Origin of the sequence: Mitsuokella jalaludinii (genome assembly GCF_928722185.1) — a bacterium.
GTDB classification, from domain to species: Bacteria; Bacillota; Negativicutes; order Selenomonadales; family Selenomonadaceae; genus Mitsuokella; species Mitsuokella jalaludinii.
Genome location: NZ_CAKMXA010000001.1, coordinates 876070 through 891943, shown reverse-complemented (window position 1 = coordinate 891943; position 15874 = coordinate 876070). Strand labels below are relative to the sequence as shown.

Below are 15874 nucleotides of genomic sequence, written 5' to 3'. Positions count from 1 at the left end.
GGTTTTATGGCAGATTGCTGTTCGTTTTTGACGCTTCGGCGATGTGCTTCCGGAGCTCTTCAAGGAAGACACTGCTGGATTTTGAGAGCAGGCGGTATTTCTTCCAGACGATGACGGCGCTGAGCGTGAGGGCGGGCTCGAGTGGGATGAACTTTAAGTGGCCGGTGTCGAGCTGCAGCAGTTCGTCGATGCCAATCGCATTCACGATGCCCGTGCGGATGAAGTGGGAAGCGTTACTGATGAGGTCGAACTTGCCGACGATGTTCATCGTTTCAGCGGATACCTTGCCGCCCGACCATTGACGGTAGTCATAGCGGTTGAGCGACTGGCGTGAGGAGACGAGCAGCGGCATTGCGTTCAGGTCATCGGGCGTGATGCCGCTATTCTGCGCCCATTTGCTGTCATCGCGCGTCACGATGCCGACGCGCATCGTTTCGGGCAGCCGGATGAAGTGATACTGCTCGACGTTGAATGGTTCGATCATCAGCGCAAAGTCGATAAGGCCGTGGGCGAGTTTTTCCTCGACGGTGTCAGCATTGCCGGTGAAGAGCTCGACCGTCAGGCGCGGGTAGCGGCTATGCAGCTCGGCAAAGAGATCGGCGAGGATGTGCATGGCATGCGTCTCGCCTGCGCCGATGCGGATACAGCCCGCAAGGTCAATCGTGTCATTCTTCATCTCGTCTTCTGTCTGGTTGACGAGCGCGAGGATTTCCTCGGCCCGCTGGCGCAGGTGTATGCCGTCCTCTGTCAGCACGGTGCTGCGGCTCGTGCGCGTGAAGAGCTTCTTGCCGAGCTCGTCTTCGAGGTCGGCAATCTGGCGCGAGAGTGTCGGCTGCGTCACATGCAGCACATTGGCGGCCTCGGTCATATTCTGTTCCCTGGCCACGGCCAGGAAGTACGATAAGGTGCGCAGTTCCATCAAAGATTCCCCTTTCGTCCGTATGCGATAAAAGTACCTGCTTCTATTTTAGGGAGCAGGTACTTTTTTGACAAGCATTTAATAATAAAAATGTATGACGCAAGCTGAAATATAAGCATTTCACATTTCAATGTAGAGCAGGTAAGATAAGAGTAGCAAGAGACGAAGATAAGAACTGGGAGGACAATAGAAATGAAGAAAAATATTGGTAAAGCCTTGGCACTGTATCCGGCACCGCTTATCGTTGTCGGCAGCCTGGTCGACGGCAAGCCGAATTGGACGCTCGTCGCGCATGCAGGCATCATGGCTCACAGCCATCTGATGCTCTCGATGGTCGAGAGCCATTATACGAATCGAGGAATCCTGGCGACGAAGAACGTATCGGTCAATGTCGTGGATGAGAGCTGGCTCAAAGAAGCGGACTATATGGGCGTAGTTTCCGGGAACAAGACCGATAAGTCTGGGACGTTTGCCTATACGCTCGGAGAGCAGGGGACACCGCTCATCGACAAGGCCAAAGTCTCGATTGAGTGTTCTGTCATCGATGACTACAAGCTGGATGGATTCGATAATTTCATCTGCCGCATTGAGAATACGTATGCAAGTGAGACGATCCTCAACAAAGCAGGCAAGATCGATTACCACGTGTTCAAGCCTGTCCTGTTCGAATTCCCGACGTATGAGTACTTCGTCACGGGAGAAAAGGTCGGTGACTGCGCGCGCATGAATCGCAACGCTCAGTGACGGTATGAGGGAAGCATATGGATTTGAAATCAATGAACCGCGGATATCAACAGGGAATATGTGAGGCCGATGCCTGCCGGTGCGAGCTTTCATCGTTGCCGGACGATGCCGCGCGCATCTGTTTTCTCAAGCGTCATCGACGCAAGCTCATGGCAGCCTTGCATGAGGCGGAGGAAAAGCTCTCCTGCATCGACTACATGATCTATGAACTGGAGAGGAAGCAGAAAGGGGGCGGCTCTGATGAATCGTAGGGAATTCTTGAAACTGACAGGCATGGGAGCCATGACGGTATTCCTCAGCGGCTGTGGCCTTTCGGCACTGACGGGACAGGAAAAGGATGCTTCAGGTATGGCAGCGCATGAGAAAGGTGAGATTTCGGGAGGGAAAGCAATGAAGATTGTCGTGATCACAAGCAGTCCGCATCCACATGATGAATCAACATCCATCTATCTGGCTGACCGCTTCACAAAAGGAGCAACACAGGCCGGCCATGAGGTATTCACCTTTGACGCGGCCAACAGTGAGACGCATCCGTGCCGCGGCTGCGACCAGTGCCATATGGATGGCCCGTGTATCTGGAAGGACGACATCGAGAACGCCTTGATGCCGAAGATGCTGGAGGCAGATCTGCTCGTGCTGACGACGCCGCTCTATTACTTCGGCATGTCGGCACAGCTCAAGACAATCGTTGACCGCTTCTACTCGCGGACGGGCAGGCTGCACGGCAAGAAGTCCATCCTGATCGCGACGGCTTACAACCGTGACGATTGGACGATGGCGGCACTCGTCGATCACTACGACACACTGGTCCGCTATATGGAATGGCAGGATGTCGGCAAAGTACTCGGCATCGGCTGCGGTTCGCGCTCGCTCGTTGAGAACTCGAAGTTCGGCGACATGGCAGAGCAGATGGGGGCGAATCTTTGAGTAATAGGGTGAATGAAGGAGCAGGAATATGGAATACACGAGATTGGGCAAGACGGATATTGAGGTTTCGCGCGTATGCCTGGGCTGCATGAGTTTTGGCAAGCCGACGATGCATGCGTGGACGCTCGATGAAGCGGCGAGCGAGCAGGTGATCTGCCACGCGCTGGCCCTTGGCATCAATTTCTTTGACACGGCAAACTGCTACAGCAGCGGGACGTCGGAGGAGTACCTTGGTCGGGCGCTGCAACGCAATCATATTCCCCGGGATAAGGTTGTGTTGGCCTCGAAGGTCTACTTTAATGAAGGCCGTCTTTCAAAGAATGCCATCCAGAGGGAAATCGAGGGCAGCCTGAAACGCCTCGGCACGGATTACCTGGACCTTTACATCATCCATCGTTTCGATTATGACACGCCGATGGAAGAGACGATGGAAGCCCTGGATGGGCTTGTCCGGGTCGGCAAGGTACGGGCCATCGGAGCTTCCGCGATGTATGGGTACCAGTTTATGAACATGCAGCATATCGCTGAACAGCACGGTTGGACGCCGTTCTCTGTCATGGAGAACCACTACAACTTGCTCTACCGCGAAGATGAGCGGGAACTCATCCCCATCTGCAAGCAGATGCAGGTTTCATTGATGCCGTACAGTTCGCTAGCAGCCGGTCATCTGGCGCGCAGGACATGGCGTTCTGATTCCCTGCGTGGCAAGACCGACCGCGTGGCCATGGGGAAATATGACCGAAGCGAACAGGAGGACATGAAGATTGTCGAGCGTGTCTATGAGCTGTCGGAGCGCTATGGTGTCAAGATGCAACAGATTGCTCTGGCCTGGGAATGGGCGAAAGGTGTTGCCACCCCGATTGTCGGCGCGACAAAGACGAAGTATCTCGATGATGCAGTTGGCGCACTCGCCGTCTCGCTGACCGAAGAGGACATTGCCTATCTGGAGGAGCCTTACATTCCACACAGGGTTGTCGGGGCCATCCTCGAGAATCCGCCGCAGGGCGTCGTTCTGCTCGATGAAAAGAACGAATAAGAAAAGCATATATGAATCCATGAGGAAAGGAAACTGGGGGATGATGGTATGATTTTTCAGAGGAGCAGACCGGATTGGAAAGGGCGACTGGCCAGCGTCCTCATCCTCTTTGGACTTGTCTATGCGTGGCTCTGCTTCACATGCGTCTTGCGTCAGGGCCATGTCTCGGAGGACGACTACGTGCGCATGACGCAGGAAATCGTCGAGCAGAGCTTGCCGAAGGATGCTGTGCCGGCTGGTTGGGAGCGTTCGGTAAGGGAGACGAGAGAGGTGCAGCCATGAGGTACGGCCTGGATATCTTGATGCTCGTCCTGCTGGTCGGTGAGATGATGTTCTTCTATCTGCCGCCTCTGGTACATGAAGCTGTAGGGGTGGCCTTCTTGTTGCCGATTGCCTGGCATCTCGCACTCAACCGCCGCTATGTCTCGTCGCTTGGAAGCGGACGGTGGAATGAGCCGCGGGCTCTTCGGTGCCTGCTGAACATCCTGTTCGCTGCTGCCTGCTTTTTGACGGTCATCAGCGGCTGCCTGACATCGAGCGAGCTCTTTGCAGATGTCGTGCCGTTCTCGCTGCGCGGCAATCCTTCGCTCTATCAGCTGCACAGCACGGCGGCGCGGTACTTCCTGGTCTTAGCGGGACTCCATCTCGGTCTGCACTTGAAGGCTTGGTGGCAGAAATGGCTGCACGCTGCAGGCATCCCCTCGCGGCCATTGCCTGCAAGGATGCTCCTATTGGGGTTCGGTATGCTGCTAGGGGCAGCCGGTATCTATGCAGCCCATCAAGATCGGCTCGTCGAGCACCTGCAGGGCGCACATATCTTCATGACGCCGGCACTTTCATATAATGGTGCGGGCTATGCGTTGACGCAGGCAGGCATCTTCCTGTTGTTTGCCGAGATTGGCTGGCTTTTATCGCTTTGGAAAGGAGTGCGGAAAAAATGAATCGCAGAGAGTTTTTGAGAATCGGTGGCATGAGCATGATGGCTCTGGTACTTGGCGGATGCGGACTGTCCTCGCTGACGGGGGAGTCATCGGGCGGACAGGCTGGCAGCAGCGCGGCCGCCGGCACGGCAGCGTCCTCCTCGTCGGGTACGGCAGCGGCGGCAGGCGGCAAGACGCTTGTCGTCTATTATTCCGCCACAGGACGCACGGAGCGGGTGGCTGAGGTCATTGCCAAGGAGCGTGGGGCGGATATCATGAAGCTTGTCCCTTCGCCGGACTACATGGAGGCAGACCTCGACTACAATGACGCGGGCAGCCGCGTGAGCCGCGAGCACGACGACGCTTCGCTGCGCGAGAAGATCCAGCTCCAGAAGGCGGTGCCCGACAACTGGGCCTCGTATGACACGGTCTTCATCGGCTACCCGATCTGGTGGGGGATTGCAGCCTGGCCGGTCGATGCTTTCGTCAAGGCCAATGATTTTTCGGGTAAGCAGGTTGTGACCTTTGCGACGGCTGCGAGCTCACCGCTCGGCAACAGCGGCAAACTCCTCGCCGAGATGGCCGGAGGCAAGGGCAGCTGGCAGGACGGCACGTGCTTCACGGGCAGCCTCAGCGATGCCAAGGTCAAGGACTGGCTCAAGTCCCTCAAGCTGTCAAACTAACAGAAACACCTCGATGCATGGACGGCATCGAGGTGTTTTTCATTTCGTCAGCGTGACGCGGTCAATCGTGGAGCCGTCTTCCAGGAAGCAGGTGGCGATGAGCTTTGCAGGCGTGACGGTGAGCGTCATGTAGTTGCGGTAGCGGTTTGGGTCGGACTGGTCGAGGCTGACTTTGTCAAAGGTCGTGTCGGGCGGCACGGTGTACCGCTCGTTGCCGGCGGGACCGAACATCAGGTAGACCGGACCGCGGCGGTCTGGCTGTTCGTTGTAGATATGGCCGCGGTTGCGGTAGGTGTGCATGTGGCCGGTGAGTACCAGGTCGATGCCGAGCGCATCGAAGGCCTTCATGAAGTCGTGGCCGACATCGCTGATGCCGCCTGCATGGCCCGTGCCCGGCTGGTACTCGTCGTAGGCGATGACGTCCTTGTGCATCAGGACGATGTTCCAGGGTTTTTGGGAAGATTCGGCATCGTGCTTGAGCCAGAGCAGCTCTTCCTGCAGGAGGCCGGGCTTCAGGTCGTCGAGCTCAGTGATCTGCGTGTTGAGCACGATGAAGTGGGCGGGGCCGTAGTCGAATGAATAGTAGTAGCCGGGGAAATTCCGACTGCCGTTATCGGGGACCGAAAAGGATGTGAGATAGCGGCGCGGCAGGGCAAACTGCCAGTCGAGACCGTAGCATTCATGGTTGCCCATGACGGGGACGAACGGCATGTCCTTCGCGCGGCCGCCCGTGAGCACGGAGAGAAAACTGTCCCAGTGCCAAGAGGATTGGCCGTTGTCGGTGAGGTCGCCGATGTCGGCGAGAAATGATGCCTGGGGATTGCGCGCAAGGGCTTTCTCGAGGAGCTGTGCGAAGGGTTCATATGTTTCGCCGCACTGGGAGTCGTCGATCAGCAGTGCCTCGAAGGCGGATACTTCACTGGCAGCCGTCACAATCGGCAGTGTGACGGTCTCATCTGCCATCCGGATGGTGCCCTCGTAATGCGTTGCGGGTGCCAGGCCCGTGAGGTGCACGGTGTAGAACGTCGTGGTCGTCGCGTCCTGCAGCAGGGTGTTGGCCTCTGGTGCATAGGGCTCAGGACTGCCGCCCGGCGCGGTCAGTACAAAGGCTGCATCCTGACGCCCGCCGTCTGCCTGCCACATGACGGTGCGGCTCGTGCTGGAGTCTGCTGTGATGATCTGGCGCGGGAACTGTATCGTGCGGCTCGCAGCAGATGCCGGGATGTATCGCCCGAGGCCGAGTGCTACGAGCGCGCTCGTGCAGAGTTTGAGGAAGGTTCTTCTGGACATTTTATGCATGATTTCCTCCTGTCGATTTCTTACTAGTATTATACGTCATTTGCCCCGCTGGGACAATTTTCCTGCGATGAAAGCAGGATTTTTTTGAAATTTCTCGTAATCTTTTTATTAGTGATGAATTGGATTTTGATTCCTGGTCAAAAGGAGGGATTCTTATGGCAGTCGTGGCTGCTATGGCGGTGCCACATCCGCCCATCATCCTGCCGGAGATCGGCAGGGGTGAGGAGAAGAAGATTGCGAGGACGACGGCGGCTTATCGCGAGGTCATGCGCCGTGCGGCGGCGCTGGAGCCGGATACGGTCGTCATCACGAGCCCGCACGCGACACTTTACAGCGATTACTTCCACATTTCACCGGGCAAGAAGGCTGTGGGGGATTTCTCGGCGTTCCGTTGCCCGGAAGTCAAGATCGAGGCGGCGTACGATGATGTCTTCTCAAAGGCACTGGCGGATTCCTGTGCGGCAGACGATCTTCCTGCCGGATTCCTCGGCGAGCGGGAGCCGGCGCTCGACCACGGCACGATGATCCCGCTCTACTTCCTGCAGCCGGAGCTCAAAAAGCCGGTCAAGGTCGTGCGCATCGGGCTCTCGGGCCTCGGCGCGGATGTCCACTACCGGCTCGGCGAGAAGATCGCAGAGACGGCAGAAAAGCTCGGCCGCCGCGTCGTATTCATCGCGAGCGGCGACCTCTCGCACAAGCTCAAGGAAGATGGCCCGTACGGCTTTGCCAAGGAAGGGCCTGTCTTTGACGAGAAAGTCACGAAGGCTCTCGGCGCGGCGGATTTCCTGTCTCTTCTGACGATCTCGCCGGAACTTGCTGAGGGCGCGGCAGAGTGCGGCCTGCGCTCCTTCTGGATCATGGCGGGCGCCTTTGACTGCCAGATGGTCCATGCGGAACTCCTCGCGCATGAGGGCCCGTTTGGCGTCGGCTACGGCGTCGCATACTTCACGCCGGAAGGCCGTGATGATTCGCGCGACATCGGCCGCCAGCTCATCGAGAAGGAGGCGAATGACATCGCGGCGATACGCGAGCATGAGGACGCTTATGTGCGCCTGGCGCGCGCGAGTCTCGAAACGTTTGTGCGCAGCCACGTCATGATGCCCCTGCCGAAAGACCTTCCTGAGGATCTGCAGGACAGGCGCGCGGGGTGCTTCGTCTCCATCAAGAAGGATGGACGCCTGCGCGGCTGCATCGGCACGCTGGCACCGGGCCGCCGCAATCTCGCCGAGGAGATCATCTGCAACGCCGTCTCGGCTGGCATGCACGACCCGCGCTTCCCGCAGGTCACGCCGGACGAACTTTCGAGACTAGTCTACGATGTCGATGTGCTGTCTGAGCCGGAGCCGATTGACTCGCCGAAGGCTCTTGACGTCAAGCGCTACGGCGTCATCGTGCAGAACGGTGAGCGGCGCGGCGTCCTGCTGCCGGATCTCGCGGGCGTCGATTCCGTCGAGCAGCAGATCGCCATCGCGCGCCGCAAGGGCAATATCGGCGCGAAGGAGAAGGTAACGCTCTGGCGCTTCGAGGTGAAGCGCCATGTCTGATGCAACTGGAGTACCTGGCAGAAAAGCTGTCTGCTGGCTCTGCCCGCACCGCTGCCATCTTTCTGATGGGCAGACAGGATTCTGCCGCGCGAGGCAGAATCAGGGTGGCATCATCCGCTCTCTGAGTTACGGCCTCTTGACGTCGGCGGCACTCGACCCCATCGAGAAGAAGCCGCTCTATCACTTCCGTCCCGGCAGCATGATCCTGTCGCTCGGCAGTTTCGGCTGCAATCTGCGCTGCCCGTTCTGCCAGAATTACACGATCTCACAGGCGGGGCGCGACGGATTTGAGGGACAGCAGCTGCCGATGGACCGCACATCGCCGAAGGAGATTGTGGCGGCGGCTCAGCGGCTCGAGGAGACGTCGGGCAATATCGGTGTGGCCTTTACCTACAACGAACCGCTCGTCGGCTATGAATTCGTCTGCGATACGGCACGCCTGCTCAAGGAAGCGGGCCTCGCCGTCGTGCTCGTGACGAACGGCCAGATCACGGCAGAGCCTTGGCTGCACTTGCTGCCGTATGTCGATGCGGTCAACATCGACCTCAAGGGCTTCACGCAGTCGTTCTACGACTGGATCGGCGGTGACCTCAAGACGACAAAAGCCGCCATCGAGATGGCGGCCGAAGCGGGCGTCCATGTGGAAGTCACGACGCTCGTGATACCGGGAAAGAACGATAGCGCCGAGGAGATGGCGGCGGAGGCAGAGTGGCTGGCGGGCATCTCAGCGGAGCTGCCGCTCCACCTCTCGCGTTACTTCCCGCGCTACCTTTCAGATATCCCCATGACGCCTGCTGAGACGCTGCAGCGACTCAGGCGGATTGCCGGAGCAAGGCTGCGCTTTGTTCACCTCGGCAATGTCTGATCACGCTTCTGGTGCGTGCTTGGCAGCTCGTTTCTCGTAGATCCAGGCGCCCACGACCAGGACGACGGCGAAGATGCAGACGACGATGAGGCGCGTCGGGTCTTCCTGATGCGTGAGCGTGTCGTGGCCAATGATGGCCTCGATGCCCGTCGAGGGGAATTTGCCGACGAAGGAGGCGATGACGTAATCGCGCATCGACATGGCGGAGAGTGCGCCGAGCGCATTGAGCAGGATGGAGGGGAAGTACGGCACCATGCGGGCAATCAGCATGACGACGAAGCCCCGCCTGCCGCTGTACTTATCGAGATTTGATAGGGTCGGGTGCTTGTTGATGATCTTCTCGGCCGCATCGCGGAAGAAGAAGCGCAGCAGCACGAAGCTCAGCAGGACGCCGACGGTCTCGGCGGTGACGGAGAGGAAGATGCCCCAGAAGATGCCGAAGATCAGCGTGTTGGCTGTCGAGAAGATGATGGCGGGCGGAAAGCCCAGCGCATTGACGAAGAGCGTCAAGAGGAAGCTGAAGACGACGGCCCATTTGCCGAAGGAGGCGATGTAGGCGGCTGTCTCCTGGATGTCGCCGCGTGCGAGCAGCCCGCAGAGGTGCGGCAGGAAGGCAGGGTCTGCCAGGTGGATGATGAGGAAGAGCAGGACGATGGCCAGTGCAGCAGCCACCTTGACCATGCCCATGGATTTTTTCATATGGTGATTCCTCCTAGAGTCAATCTTGCTGGTGTTTGTCTTTTCATTATAGCATCGATTCGATGGAGATTGCCTGAATCCCACCGACTTTTTGCAGGAGTTCCTGTACATCGATGGAGATTCCTTGGATTCTATGATAAAATAAAAAATATTAGTCTGATTTCAAGGAGGAGTTCTCATGCAGGAATTGCTGCCTGGATTTTTGGCAGCGCTCTCTCTTTCGGCCTCGCTGCTGCTCGTGCCGACGCTCCTGACACAGGTGGGGGCGCCGTTCATGGGCATCTACACGGCCTCGATGCTCATGGCCTTCGCGGGCACGCTGGCCTTCGGGAGGCTCGGTCTGCCCGTCGCTGCAGCGCCGGGAGCGGCGCTGACCTCGTGGCTCGTCGCCATCGTCATGCTTGCGCACGGCGTGAGCTGGCAGATGGTGCTCTTCATGGGCGCTGTCGTCTCGCTCGTCATGACGGCAGCACTCGCCTTCACTGTATTCTCGAAGCGGCCGGGACGGCTGGCGGGACTTGTTCAGCTTTTCCCCCCGTGCATCGCGGACGGCCTTCAGGGTGCTGTCGGCCTCATGCTGCTCGTGCAGGGCCTCTATCAGGGGCACCTCCTCATGGGCTCGCCGACGGGCCCTGTGCAGCTCGGCAATATGGCCGATCCTGTCGCGTATATCAGTCTCGTCGGCATCATCGCGATGCTCTCCCTCATGGCTGTCGGAGCGCGCTGGGCCGTGCTCGGCGGCGTTCTCACGAGCGCTGTTCTCGCTTTCTCTGGCGGCTTCTGGGTACTGCCGGACGCTCCTTTTTTCCTGCCGGAGGGCCTTGACCGCACCGGCCTTCAGCTCATATTCATGAACGGGTGGGAAAATATAAGGGTATGTGATTATGCAGACCTCTCGCTCGTCCTTGTGCTCTTCCTCATTCTCTCAGGGTGGGGAGGGCTCAAGGCACTTGCTCCGCATCTTGATGACGGGCAGATGGGACGGTCACTGCTATCCCTGAGTGGCCTGAGCTTCATCGCCTGCCTGCTCGGCACGATGCCGCTGACGGCGGCGCCGGAGTCGGCGGCGGGGCAGGCCACGGGCGGCCGCACGGGCCGCATGGCGTACTGGACGGCAGCCTTCCTCGCGCTCCTGCTCTTCATGGAGCCGACGCTGCAGTCGATGGCCTCATTCCCGAGCATCTTCGCTCCGGCCTTCGCCGGGGCAGGGCTCGTACTCCTGCTGCGCATGAAGCCGGTGTTCTCAGGCGGTCTTGCAGACAAGGTGGCAGCGGGGCTGCTCTTCCTCATCTTGCCGCTGACGCAGGACGTTGCGGCAGGTCTCGGGGCGGCCTGCATCGCTTACGTCAGCCTGACCCTGCTGTCGGGCGGGCACGTCAGCCGCTTCCTGCGCGTGCTGGCGGTGGCCTTCCTCTTGTATTTTTTCTATGGTTTCTGGTCAATCTTGTAACTCGTATATCGTATAAGGAGTGTTTCGATCCGTGTCAATGCATTGGAATTCGTATGGAAAATATCTGTTAACGGGAGTCGTTCTCGGCTCGTTCCTGCTTTATGCGCCGTCTGTCACAGAGGCAAAGCGCGCCCACAAAGCACCGCAGAACAGCGCTGAGGTCACGGTAGCCGTGCCGGATGTCATGAACGAGACAAAGCAGGCACAAAGACCTTCCCGCAAGCATCAGGCCGACCCGAAGATCGGCATCCGCCAGGATCTGCGCGGTGAGGATCAGCTGCACGCAACATCGGAAAAGGAACTGTCGGGCGGCAGCGACTTCCAGTCGCGCATCCACAACATCCTCTATCCGTCTGGACAGGCCGCTCAGCAGATGACACCGCTTGCCGTGCCGCAGACCATCTCGGCTTACGACAACTCGATCATCGGCACGCCGCTCGCGAGCCAGGAGCAGTGCGTGCGCTACCTCTTGAGCAACAACCCGAACCCGGACATCACCGTTTCGCCGCAGCAGCTCGTCTCGTACTACTATGAAGAGGGTGCGCGCGAGGGCATCCGCCCGGACGTCGCCTTTGCTCAGGCGCTCAAGGAGACAGGCTTCTTCCGCTACGGCGGCGATGTCATCCCGCAGCAGAACAACTTCTGCGGCCTCGGGACGACGGGCGGCGGCGTCAAGGGCGCTTTCTTCGCGACGGCGCAGCTCGGTGTCCGCGCGCACATCCAGCACCTCTTGGCGTATTCGTCGACGCGCGAGCCGAGCGAGCCGGTCATCGACCCGCGCTACCAGCTCGTGCGCGACTCCTACGGCACGCGCACGCTCGGCACGTGGGAAGACCTCAACGGCCGCTGGGCTGTGCCGGGATACACGTACGGCCAGAGCATCCTCTCGATGTTCCGAGCCATGCTGACCGAATGATGCAGGGGCATCTGAGCCCTCTGTCATGCATAAAGAAATCAAGATCGCAATTATTTCCAGATTGAAAGGGATGAAATCACTCGATGATTACAGTCAATAATGTCAGCCTCCAGTTTGGCAAGCGCGTCCTCTACAAGGACGTCAACCTCAAGTTCACGCCGGGCAACTGCTACGGCATCATCGGCGCGAACGGTGCCGGCAAGTCCACCTTCCTCAAATTGCTGGCAGGCGACATTGAGCCGACGGGCGGCACAATCGAGATTACACCGGGCGAGCGCCTCGCTGTCCTGCAGCAGGACCACTATGCCTATGATGACTACGAGGTCCTGCGCACGGTCATCATGGGCCACAAGCGCCTTGTGGAGATCATGGATGAGAAGGATGCGCTCTACGCGAAGCCGGATTTCTCCGAAGAGGACGGCATGCGCGCTTCGGAGCTCGAGGCGGAGTTTGCCGAACTCAACGGCTGGGATGCAGAGTCCGAGGCCGCACGTCTGTTGAACGGCCTCGGCATCCCCGAAGAGGAGCACACGATGAAGATGGCGGACCTCACGGCGAAGGAGAAGGTCCGCGTGCTGCTCGCCCAGGCGCTCTTCGGCAGCCCGGATATCCTGCTCTTAGATGAGCCGACGAACCATCTCGATGTTGAGTCGATCAACTGGCTCGAGAACTTCCTCGCCGACTTCCCGAATACGGTCATCGTCGTCTCGCATGACCGCCACTTCCTCAACCAGGTCTGCACCTACATCTGCGACGTTGACTTCGGCGAGATCAAGCTCTATGCGGGCAACTACGATTTCTGGTATCAGTCGAGCCAGCTCGCCCTGCAGCTGCAGAAGGAGCAGAACAAGAAGGCCGAGGAGAAGATCAAGGAACTGCAGACCTTCATCGCGCGCTTTGCCGCCAATGCTGCGAAGTCCAAGCAGGCGACGAGCCGCAAGAAATTGCTCGACAAGATCAAGGTCGAGGACATCAAGCCGTCTTCGCGCCGCTATCCGTATATCGCCTTCACGCCGGACCGCGAGGCGGGCGACCAGCTGCTCCAGGTCGACGGCATCTCCAAGTCGGTCGACGGTGAGCAGGTCCTCAAGAATGTCAGCTTCACGCTGAAGCGCGGCGACAAGGTCGCTTTCGTCGGCCCGAACAGCATCGGCAAGACGATGCTCTTCAAGATCCTCATGGGCGAGGAGCAGGCGGACGAGGGTACGTTCAAGTGGGGCGTGACGACGACGCAGGCATACCTGCCGTCTGACAACTCGGCTTACTTCGACGGCGTCGACCTCAACCTTGTCGACTGGCTGCGCCAGTATTCGAAGGATCCGGATGAGACGTTCGTGCGCGGCTTCCTCGGCCGCATGCTGTTCTCGGGCGAGGAGAGCCAGAAGAAGGCATCGGTCCTTTCCGGTGGCGAGCGCGTGCGCTGCATGCTCTCGCGCATGATGCTCTCGGGCGCGAATGTGCTGCTCCTCGATGAGCCGACGAACCACCTCGACCTCGAGTCGATCACGGCACTCAACAACGGCCTGATCGCCTTCAAGGGCACGGCGCTCTTCGTCTCGCACGACCACGAGTTCGTCCAGACGATCGCGAACCGCATCATCGACATCACGCCGGACGGCGTTGTCGACCGCCTCTCGACGTACGATGACTTCCTCGCGAATGAGACGGTGCGCCAGCAGCTCCAGGAGAAGTACAAGAAGTAAGACGTTAGACACTGAAGATGTAAGGATGTAAGGATGGGCGATGACGGATGCTCGATAAATTCTTGCAGAATGCGATAGAGGATGCGGGCGCTACAGGGCGCCTGCGCGAGATGATCGGTGTCCTGCGCAGACGCGAAGTCGTGCGCGGCATGACGCCGGAGAAGCTGCGGCAGGTCCTCGAGGACCTCGGTCCGACATTTGTCAAGCTCGGCCAGATCATGAGCATGCGGCCGGACTTCCTGCCGCCGGAGTACTGCGATGAGCTCATGAAGCTGCAGTCCGGTGCGAAGCCGCTGCCGTTTCCCATCATCCTCGAGGTCATCGAGAAGGAGTACAGCCGCCGCTGGTCTCAGATCTTCCGCTCCATCGACGAGGAAGCGCTGGGTTCGGCGAGCATCGCACAGGTGCACCGCGCTGTGCTGACCTCAGGCGAGAAAGTCGTCATCAAGGTGCAGCGGCCGGGCATCTACGAGATCATGAGCAAGGACATCGTGCTCCTCAAGCGCGCGGCGACGCTATTGAAGATCGTCAGCCACTCGCAGGATGTCCTCGACTTCAACATGGTCCTCGACGAGATGTGGACGATCGCCAAACAGGAGATGGACTTCCTCATGGAGGCCGACCACATCGAAGAGTTCGAGCACCTCAACCGCGATGTCGACTATGTCAGCTGCCCACGGGTCTTCCGACAGCTCTCGACGCAGCACATTCTCGTCATGGAGTTTGTCGACGGCATCCGCATCGATGACTTCGACAAGCTGCGCGCGAATGGCTACGACATCAACCTGCTCGGGCGCCATCTCGGCGAGAACTACGTCAAGCAGATCATCGAGGACGGCTACTTCCATGCCGACCCCCACCCGGGCAATATCTGGGTGAAGAACGGCCGCATCGTCTGGCTGGACCTCGGCATGATGGGGCGCCTCTCGAGCCGCGACCGCATTGCCATCCGCAAGGCTGTGATGGCGCTGGCGAATCACGATACCTTTGAGATGAAAGCCGCCGTGCTCTCTCTGGGTGTCGTGCGCGGCCGCATTAACCACACAGCGCTCTATCAGGACATCGATTCGATGATGGCGCAGTACAGCTCACTCGACTTCAAGTCGCTGCAGATGGGCGTCTTGACGCGCCAGATCATGAATATCCTGCGCGTCCACCGCATCGCCTGCCCACAGGGGCTCTCGATGTTCGCGCGCGGTGTCCTGACGATTGAGGGCGTCATGCGTCTCTGCTGCCCGAAGGTCAGCTTCGTCGAGATCTTCGCGAAGAGCCTCGCCCTCGACTTCAAGAAGAACTTCAGTTGGCACGATGAGATGGACAAGGTCAAGCGCGAGGGCTTCCTGCTCATGCGCAAGTCCGCACAACTGCCGGAACAGATCTCGGACATCCTCAAGATGACGATGAGCGGCCAGACGAAGGTCAACCTCGACCTCACAGGCTCGGAGGAGCCGCTGAACCGCATGGACAAGATGATCAACAAGGTCATCATCGCCGTGCTCTGCGCAGCGCTGCTCCTCGGATCCAGCACGATCTGCACGACGAATATGACGCCGAAGATCATGGAGATTCCCCTGCTCGGTTTCCTCGGGTACCTCATCGCCTTTGTGCTGAGTATCCGCCTGATCTGGGAGATACACAAAGGAGCCTAGCTCCAAGACCCGCCGCACTGCGGCGGGTCTTTTTACGTGCGGCATGTGGCGGGATTCTGTGCGGCATGGTAAAATGATGACAGAGGTATAACCGTTGCAGGCAAATGGCAAGACCATGTGCGATGGTGCGTAGAGATGGAAAAGGAGCGATGCAGATATGGGCATGAGAGGTGTGCGCGGTGCGATCACCGTGGAACAGAACGAAAAGGAAGCAATCTGGCAGGCGGCCAAGGCGATGATGCAGGAGCTCATCGAGCGCAATGAACTGGCACCGGAGGATATCGGTGCGGTGATCTTCAGCATGACGGAAGATCTCACGGCGGCTTTCCCGACGGCTGGTGTGCGCCAGCTGCCGGGCTTCGACCTCGTGCCGCTCTTTGACGCGCGTCAATGTGCGATTGAGGGCAGCCTGGAGAAGTGCATTCGCGTGCTCGTGCTCGCCGATACGGGAAAAGCACAGCGTGATATCCACCACATCTATATGGGAAAGGCTGTCGCACTTCGTCCTGATATACGCTGA

General features: G+C 59.0%; 17 protein-coding genes. 14 read left to right on the top strand and 3 right to left on the bottom strand.

The genetic code is table 11. From position 1 onward, the window contains the following. Positions 1-4: 4 nt before the first annotated feature. Positions 5-919 carry a LysR family transcriptional regulator gene (locus tag QDI87_RS04210; protein WP_278742305.1) on the bottom strand — a complete coding sequence of 305 codons (915 nt, stop codon included), beginning with the start codon at positions 917-919 and terminating at the stop codon, positions 5-7. 192 nt (positions 920-1111) lie between these two features. Between QDI87_RS04210 and QDI87_RS04205 the strand changes: the two genes are divergently transcribed. From QDI87_RS04205 to QDI87_RS04175, 7 genes are read left to right on the top strand one after another with little or no spacing between them, the layout of a single operon-like run. Continuing rightward, complete coding sequence (locus QDI87_RS04205) at positions 1112-1663, top strand: flavin reductase family protein (protein WP_036377613.1); 552 nt, start codon at positions 1112-1114, stop codon at positions 1661-1663. A 17-nt stretch (positions 1664-1680) separates the two neighbouring features. Continuing rightward, entirely contained in the window at positions 1681-1914 is a 234-nt protein-coding gene (locus tag QDI87_RS04200; protein WP_036377616.1) for a hypothetical protein, read from the top strand. Next, on the top strand, positions 1904-2590 hold the full coding sequence (locus QDI87_RS04195) for a flavodoxin family protein (RefSeq protein ID WP_036377619.1): 687 nt from the start codon (positions 1904-1906) through the stop codon (positions 2588-2590). Before QDI87_RS04200 ends, QDI87_RS04195 begins: the two co-directional genes overlap by 11 nt. Before the next feature lie 28 nt (positions 2591-2618). Beyond that, positions 2619-3626, top strand: a complete 1008-nt coding sequence (locus QDI87_RS04190) for an aldo/keto reductase (protein ID WP_036377621.1) — start codon at positions 2619-2621, stop codon at positions 3624-3626. Between the two features lie 48 nt (positions 3627-3674). Beyond that, positions 3675-3908 carry a hypothetical protein gene (locus QDI87_RS04185; RefSeq protein WP_226867961.1) on the top strand — a complete coding sequence of 78 codons (234 nt, stop codon included), beginning with the start codon at positions 3675-3677 and terminating at the stop codon, positions 3906-3908. Then, positions 3905-4567, top strand: coding sequence for a hypothetical protein (locus QDI87_RS04180; RefSeq protein ID WP_036377627.1), 663 nt, complete (start codon positions 3905-3907; stop codon positions 4565-4567). Before QDI87_RS04185 ends, QDI87_RS04180 begins: the two co-directional genes overlap by 4 nt. Next, positions 4564-5229, top strand: a complete 666-nt coding sequence (locus QDI87_RS04175; protein ID WP_036377630.1) for a flavodoxin — start codon at positions 4564-4566, stop codon at positions 5227-5229. The genes QDI87_RS04180 and QDI87_RS04175 overlap by 4 nt, the downstream gene beginning before the upstream one ends. 39 nt (positions 5230-5268) lie before the next feature. Here the strand turns inward: QDI87_RS04175 and QDI87_RS04170 are convergent, their stop codons facing one another. Then, a complete protein-coding gene (locus QDI87_RS04170) occupies positions 5269-6528 on the bottom strand; it encodes a purple acid phosphatase family protein (RefSeq protein WP_081828462.1) in 1260 nt (419 codons plus the stop codon). Positions 6529-6683: 155 nt separating this feature from the next. Here QDI87_RS04170 and amrA point away from each other — a divergent pair, with 155 nt between their 5' ends. Beyond that, positions 6684-8072 (top strand): AmmeMemoRadiSam system protein A, encoded by a 1389-nt coding sequence (gene amrA / locus QDI87_RS04165; protein WP_036377636.1) that lies wholly within the window; start codon positions 6684-6686, stop codon positions 8070-8072. Further along, positions 8065-8937, top strand: coding sequence for an AmmeMemoRadiSam system radical SAM enzyme (gene amrS / locus QDI87_RS04160; protein WP_036377638.1), 873 nt, complete (start codon positions 8065-8067; stop codon positions 8935-8937). Before amrA ends, amrS begins: the two co-directional genes overlap by 8 nt. Here amrS and QDI87_RS04155 read toward each other — a convergent pair whose 3' ends face one another. Continuing rightward, on the bottom strand, positions 8938-9636 hold the full coding sequence (locus QDI87_RS04155) for a TVP38/TMEM64 family protein (protein WP_036377641.1): 699 nt from the start codon (positions 9634-9636) through the stop codon (positions 8938-8940). 178 nt (positions 9637-9814) lie between these two features. On the opposite strand from QDI87_RS04155, the gene QDI87_RS04150 reads away from it, so the two are divergent. The 5 genes from QDI87_RS04150 (at position 9815) to aroH (ending at position 15874) form a co-directional block, all read left to right on the top strand. Further along, entirely contained in the window at positions 9815-11086 is a 1272-nt protein-coding gene (locus QDI87_RS04150) for a hypothetical protein (RefSeq protein ID WP_036377644.1), read from the top strand. Positions 11087-11117: 31 nt separating this feature from the next. After that, complete coding sequence (locus QDI87_RS04145; protein WP_414683472.1) at positions 11118-12002, top strand: glucosaminidase domain-containing protein; 885 nt, start codon at positions 11118-11120, stop codon at positions 12000-12002. Between the two features lie 83 nt (positions 12003-12085). Then, positions 12086-13705, top strand: coding sequence for an ABC-F family ATP-binding cassette domain-containing protein (locus tag QDI87_RS04140; protein WP_278519714.1), 1620 nt, complete (start codon positions 12086-12088; stop codon positions 13703-13705). A 47-nt stretch (positions 13706-13752) separates the two neighbouring features. Beyond that, a complete protein-coding gene (locus tag QDI87_RS04135; RefSeq protein ID WP_036377653.1) occupies positions 13753-15354 on the top strand; it encodes an ABC1 kinase family protein in 1602 nt (533 codons plus the stop codon). 163 nt (positions 15355-15517) lie between these two features. Next, the gene (gene aroH / locus QDI87_RS04130) at positions 15518-15874 is read left to right on the top strand and encodes a chorismate mutase (RefSeq protein WP_036377818.1); all 357 of its coding nucleotides are present in this window, start codon (positions 15518-15520) and stop codon (positions 15872-15874) included.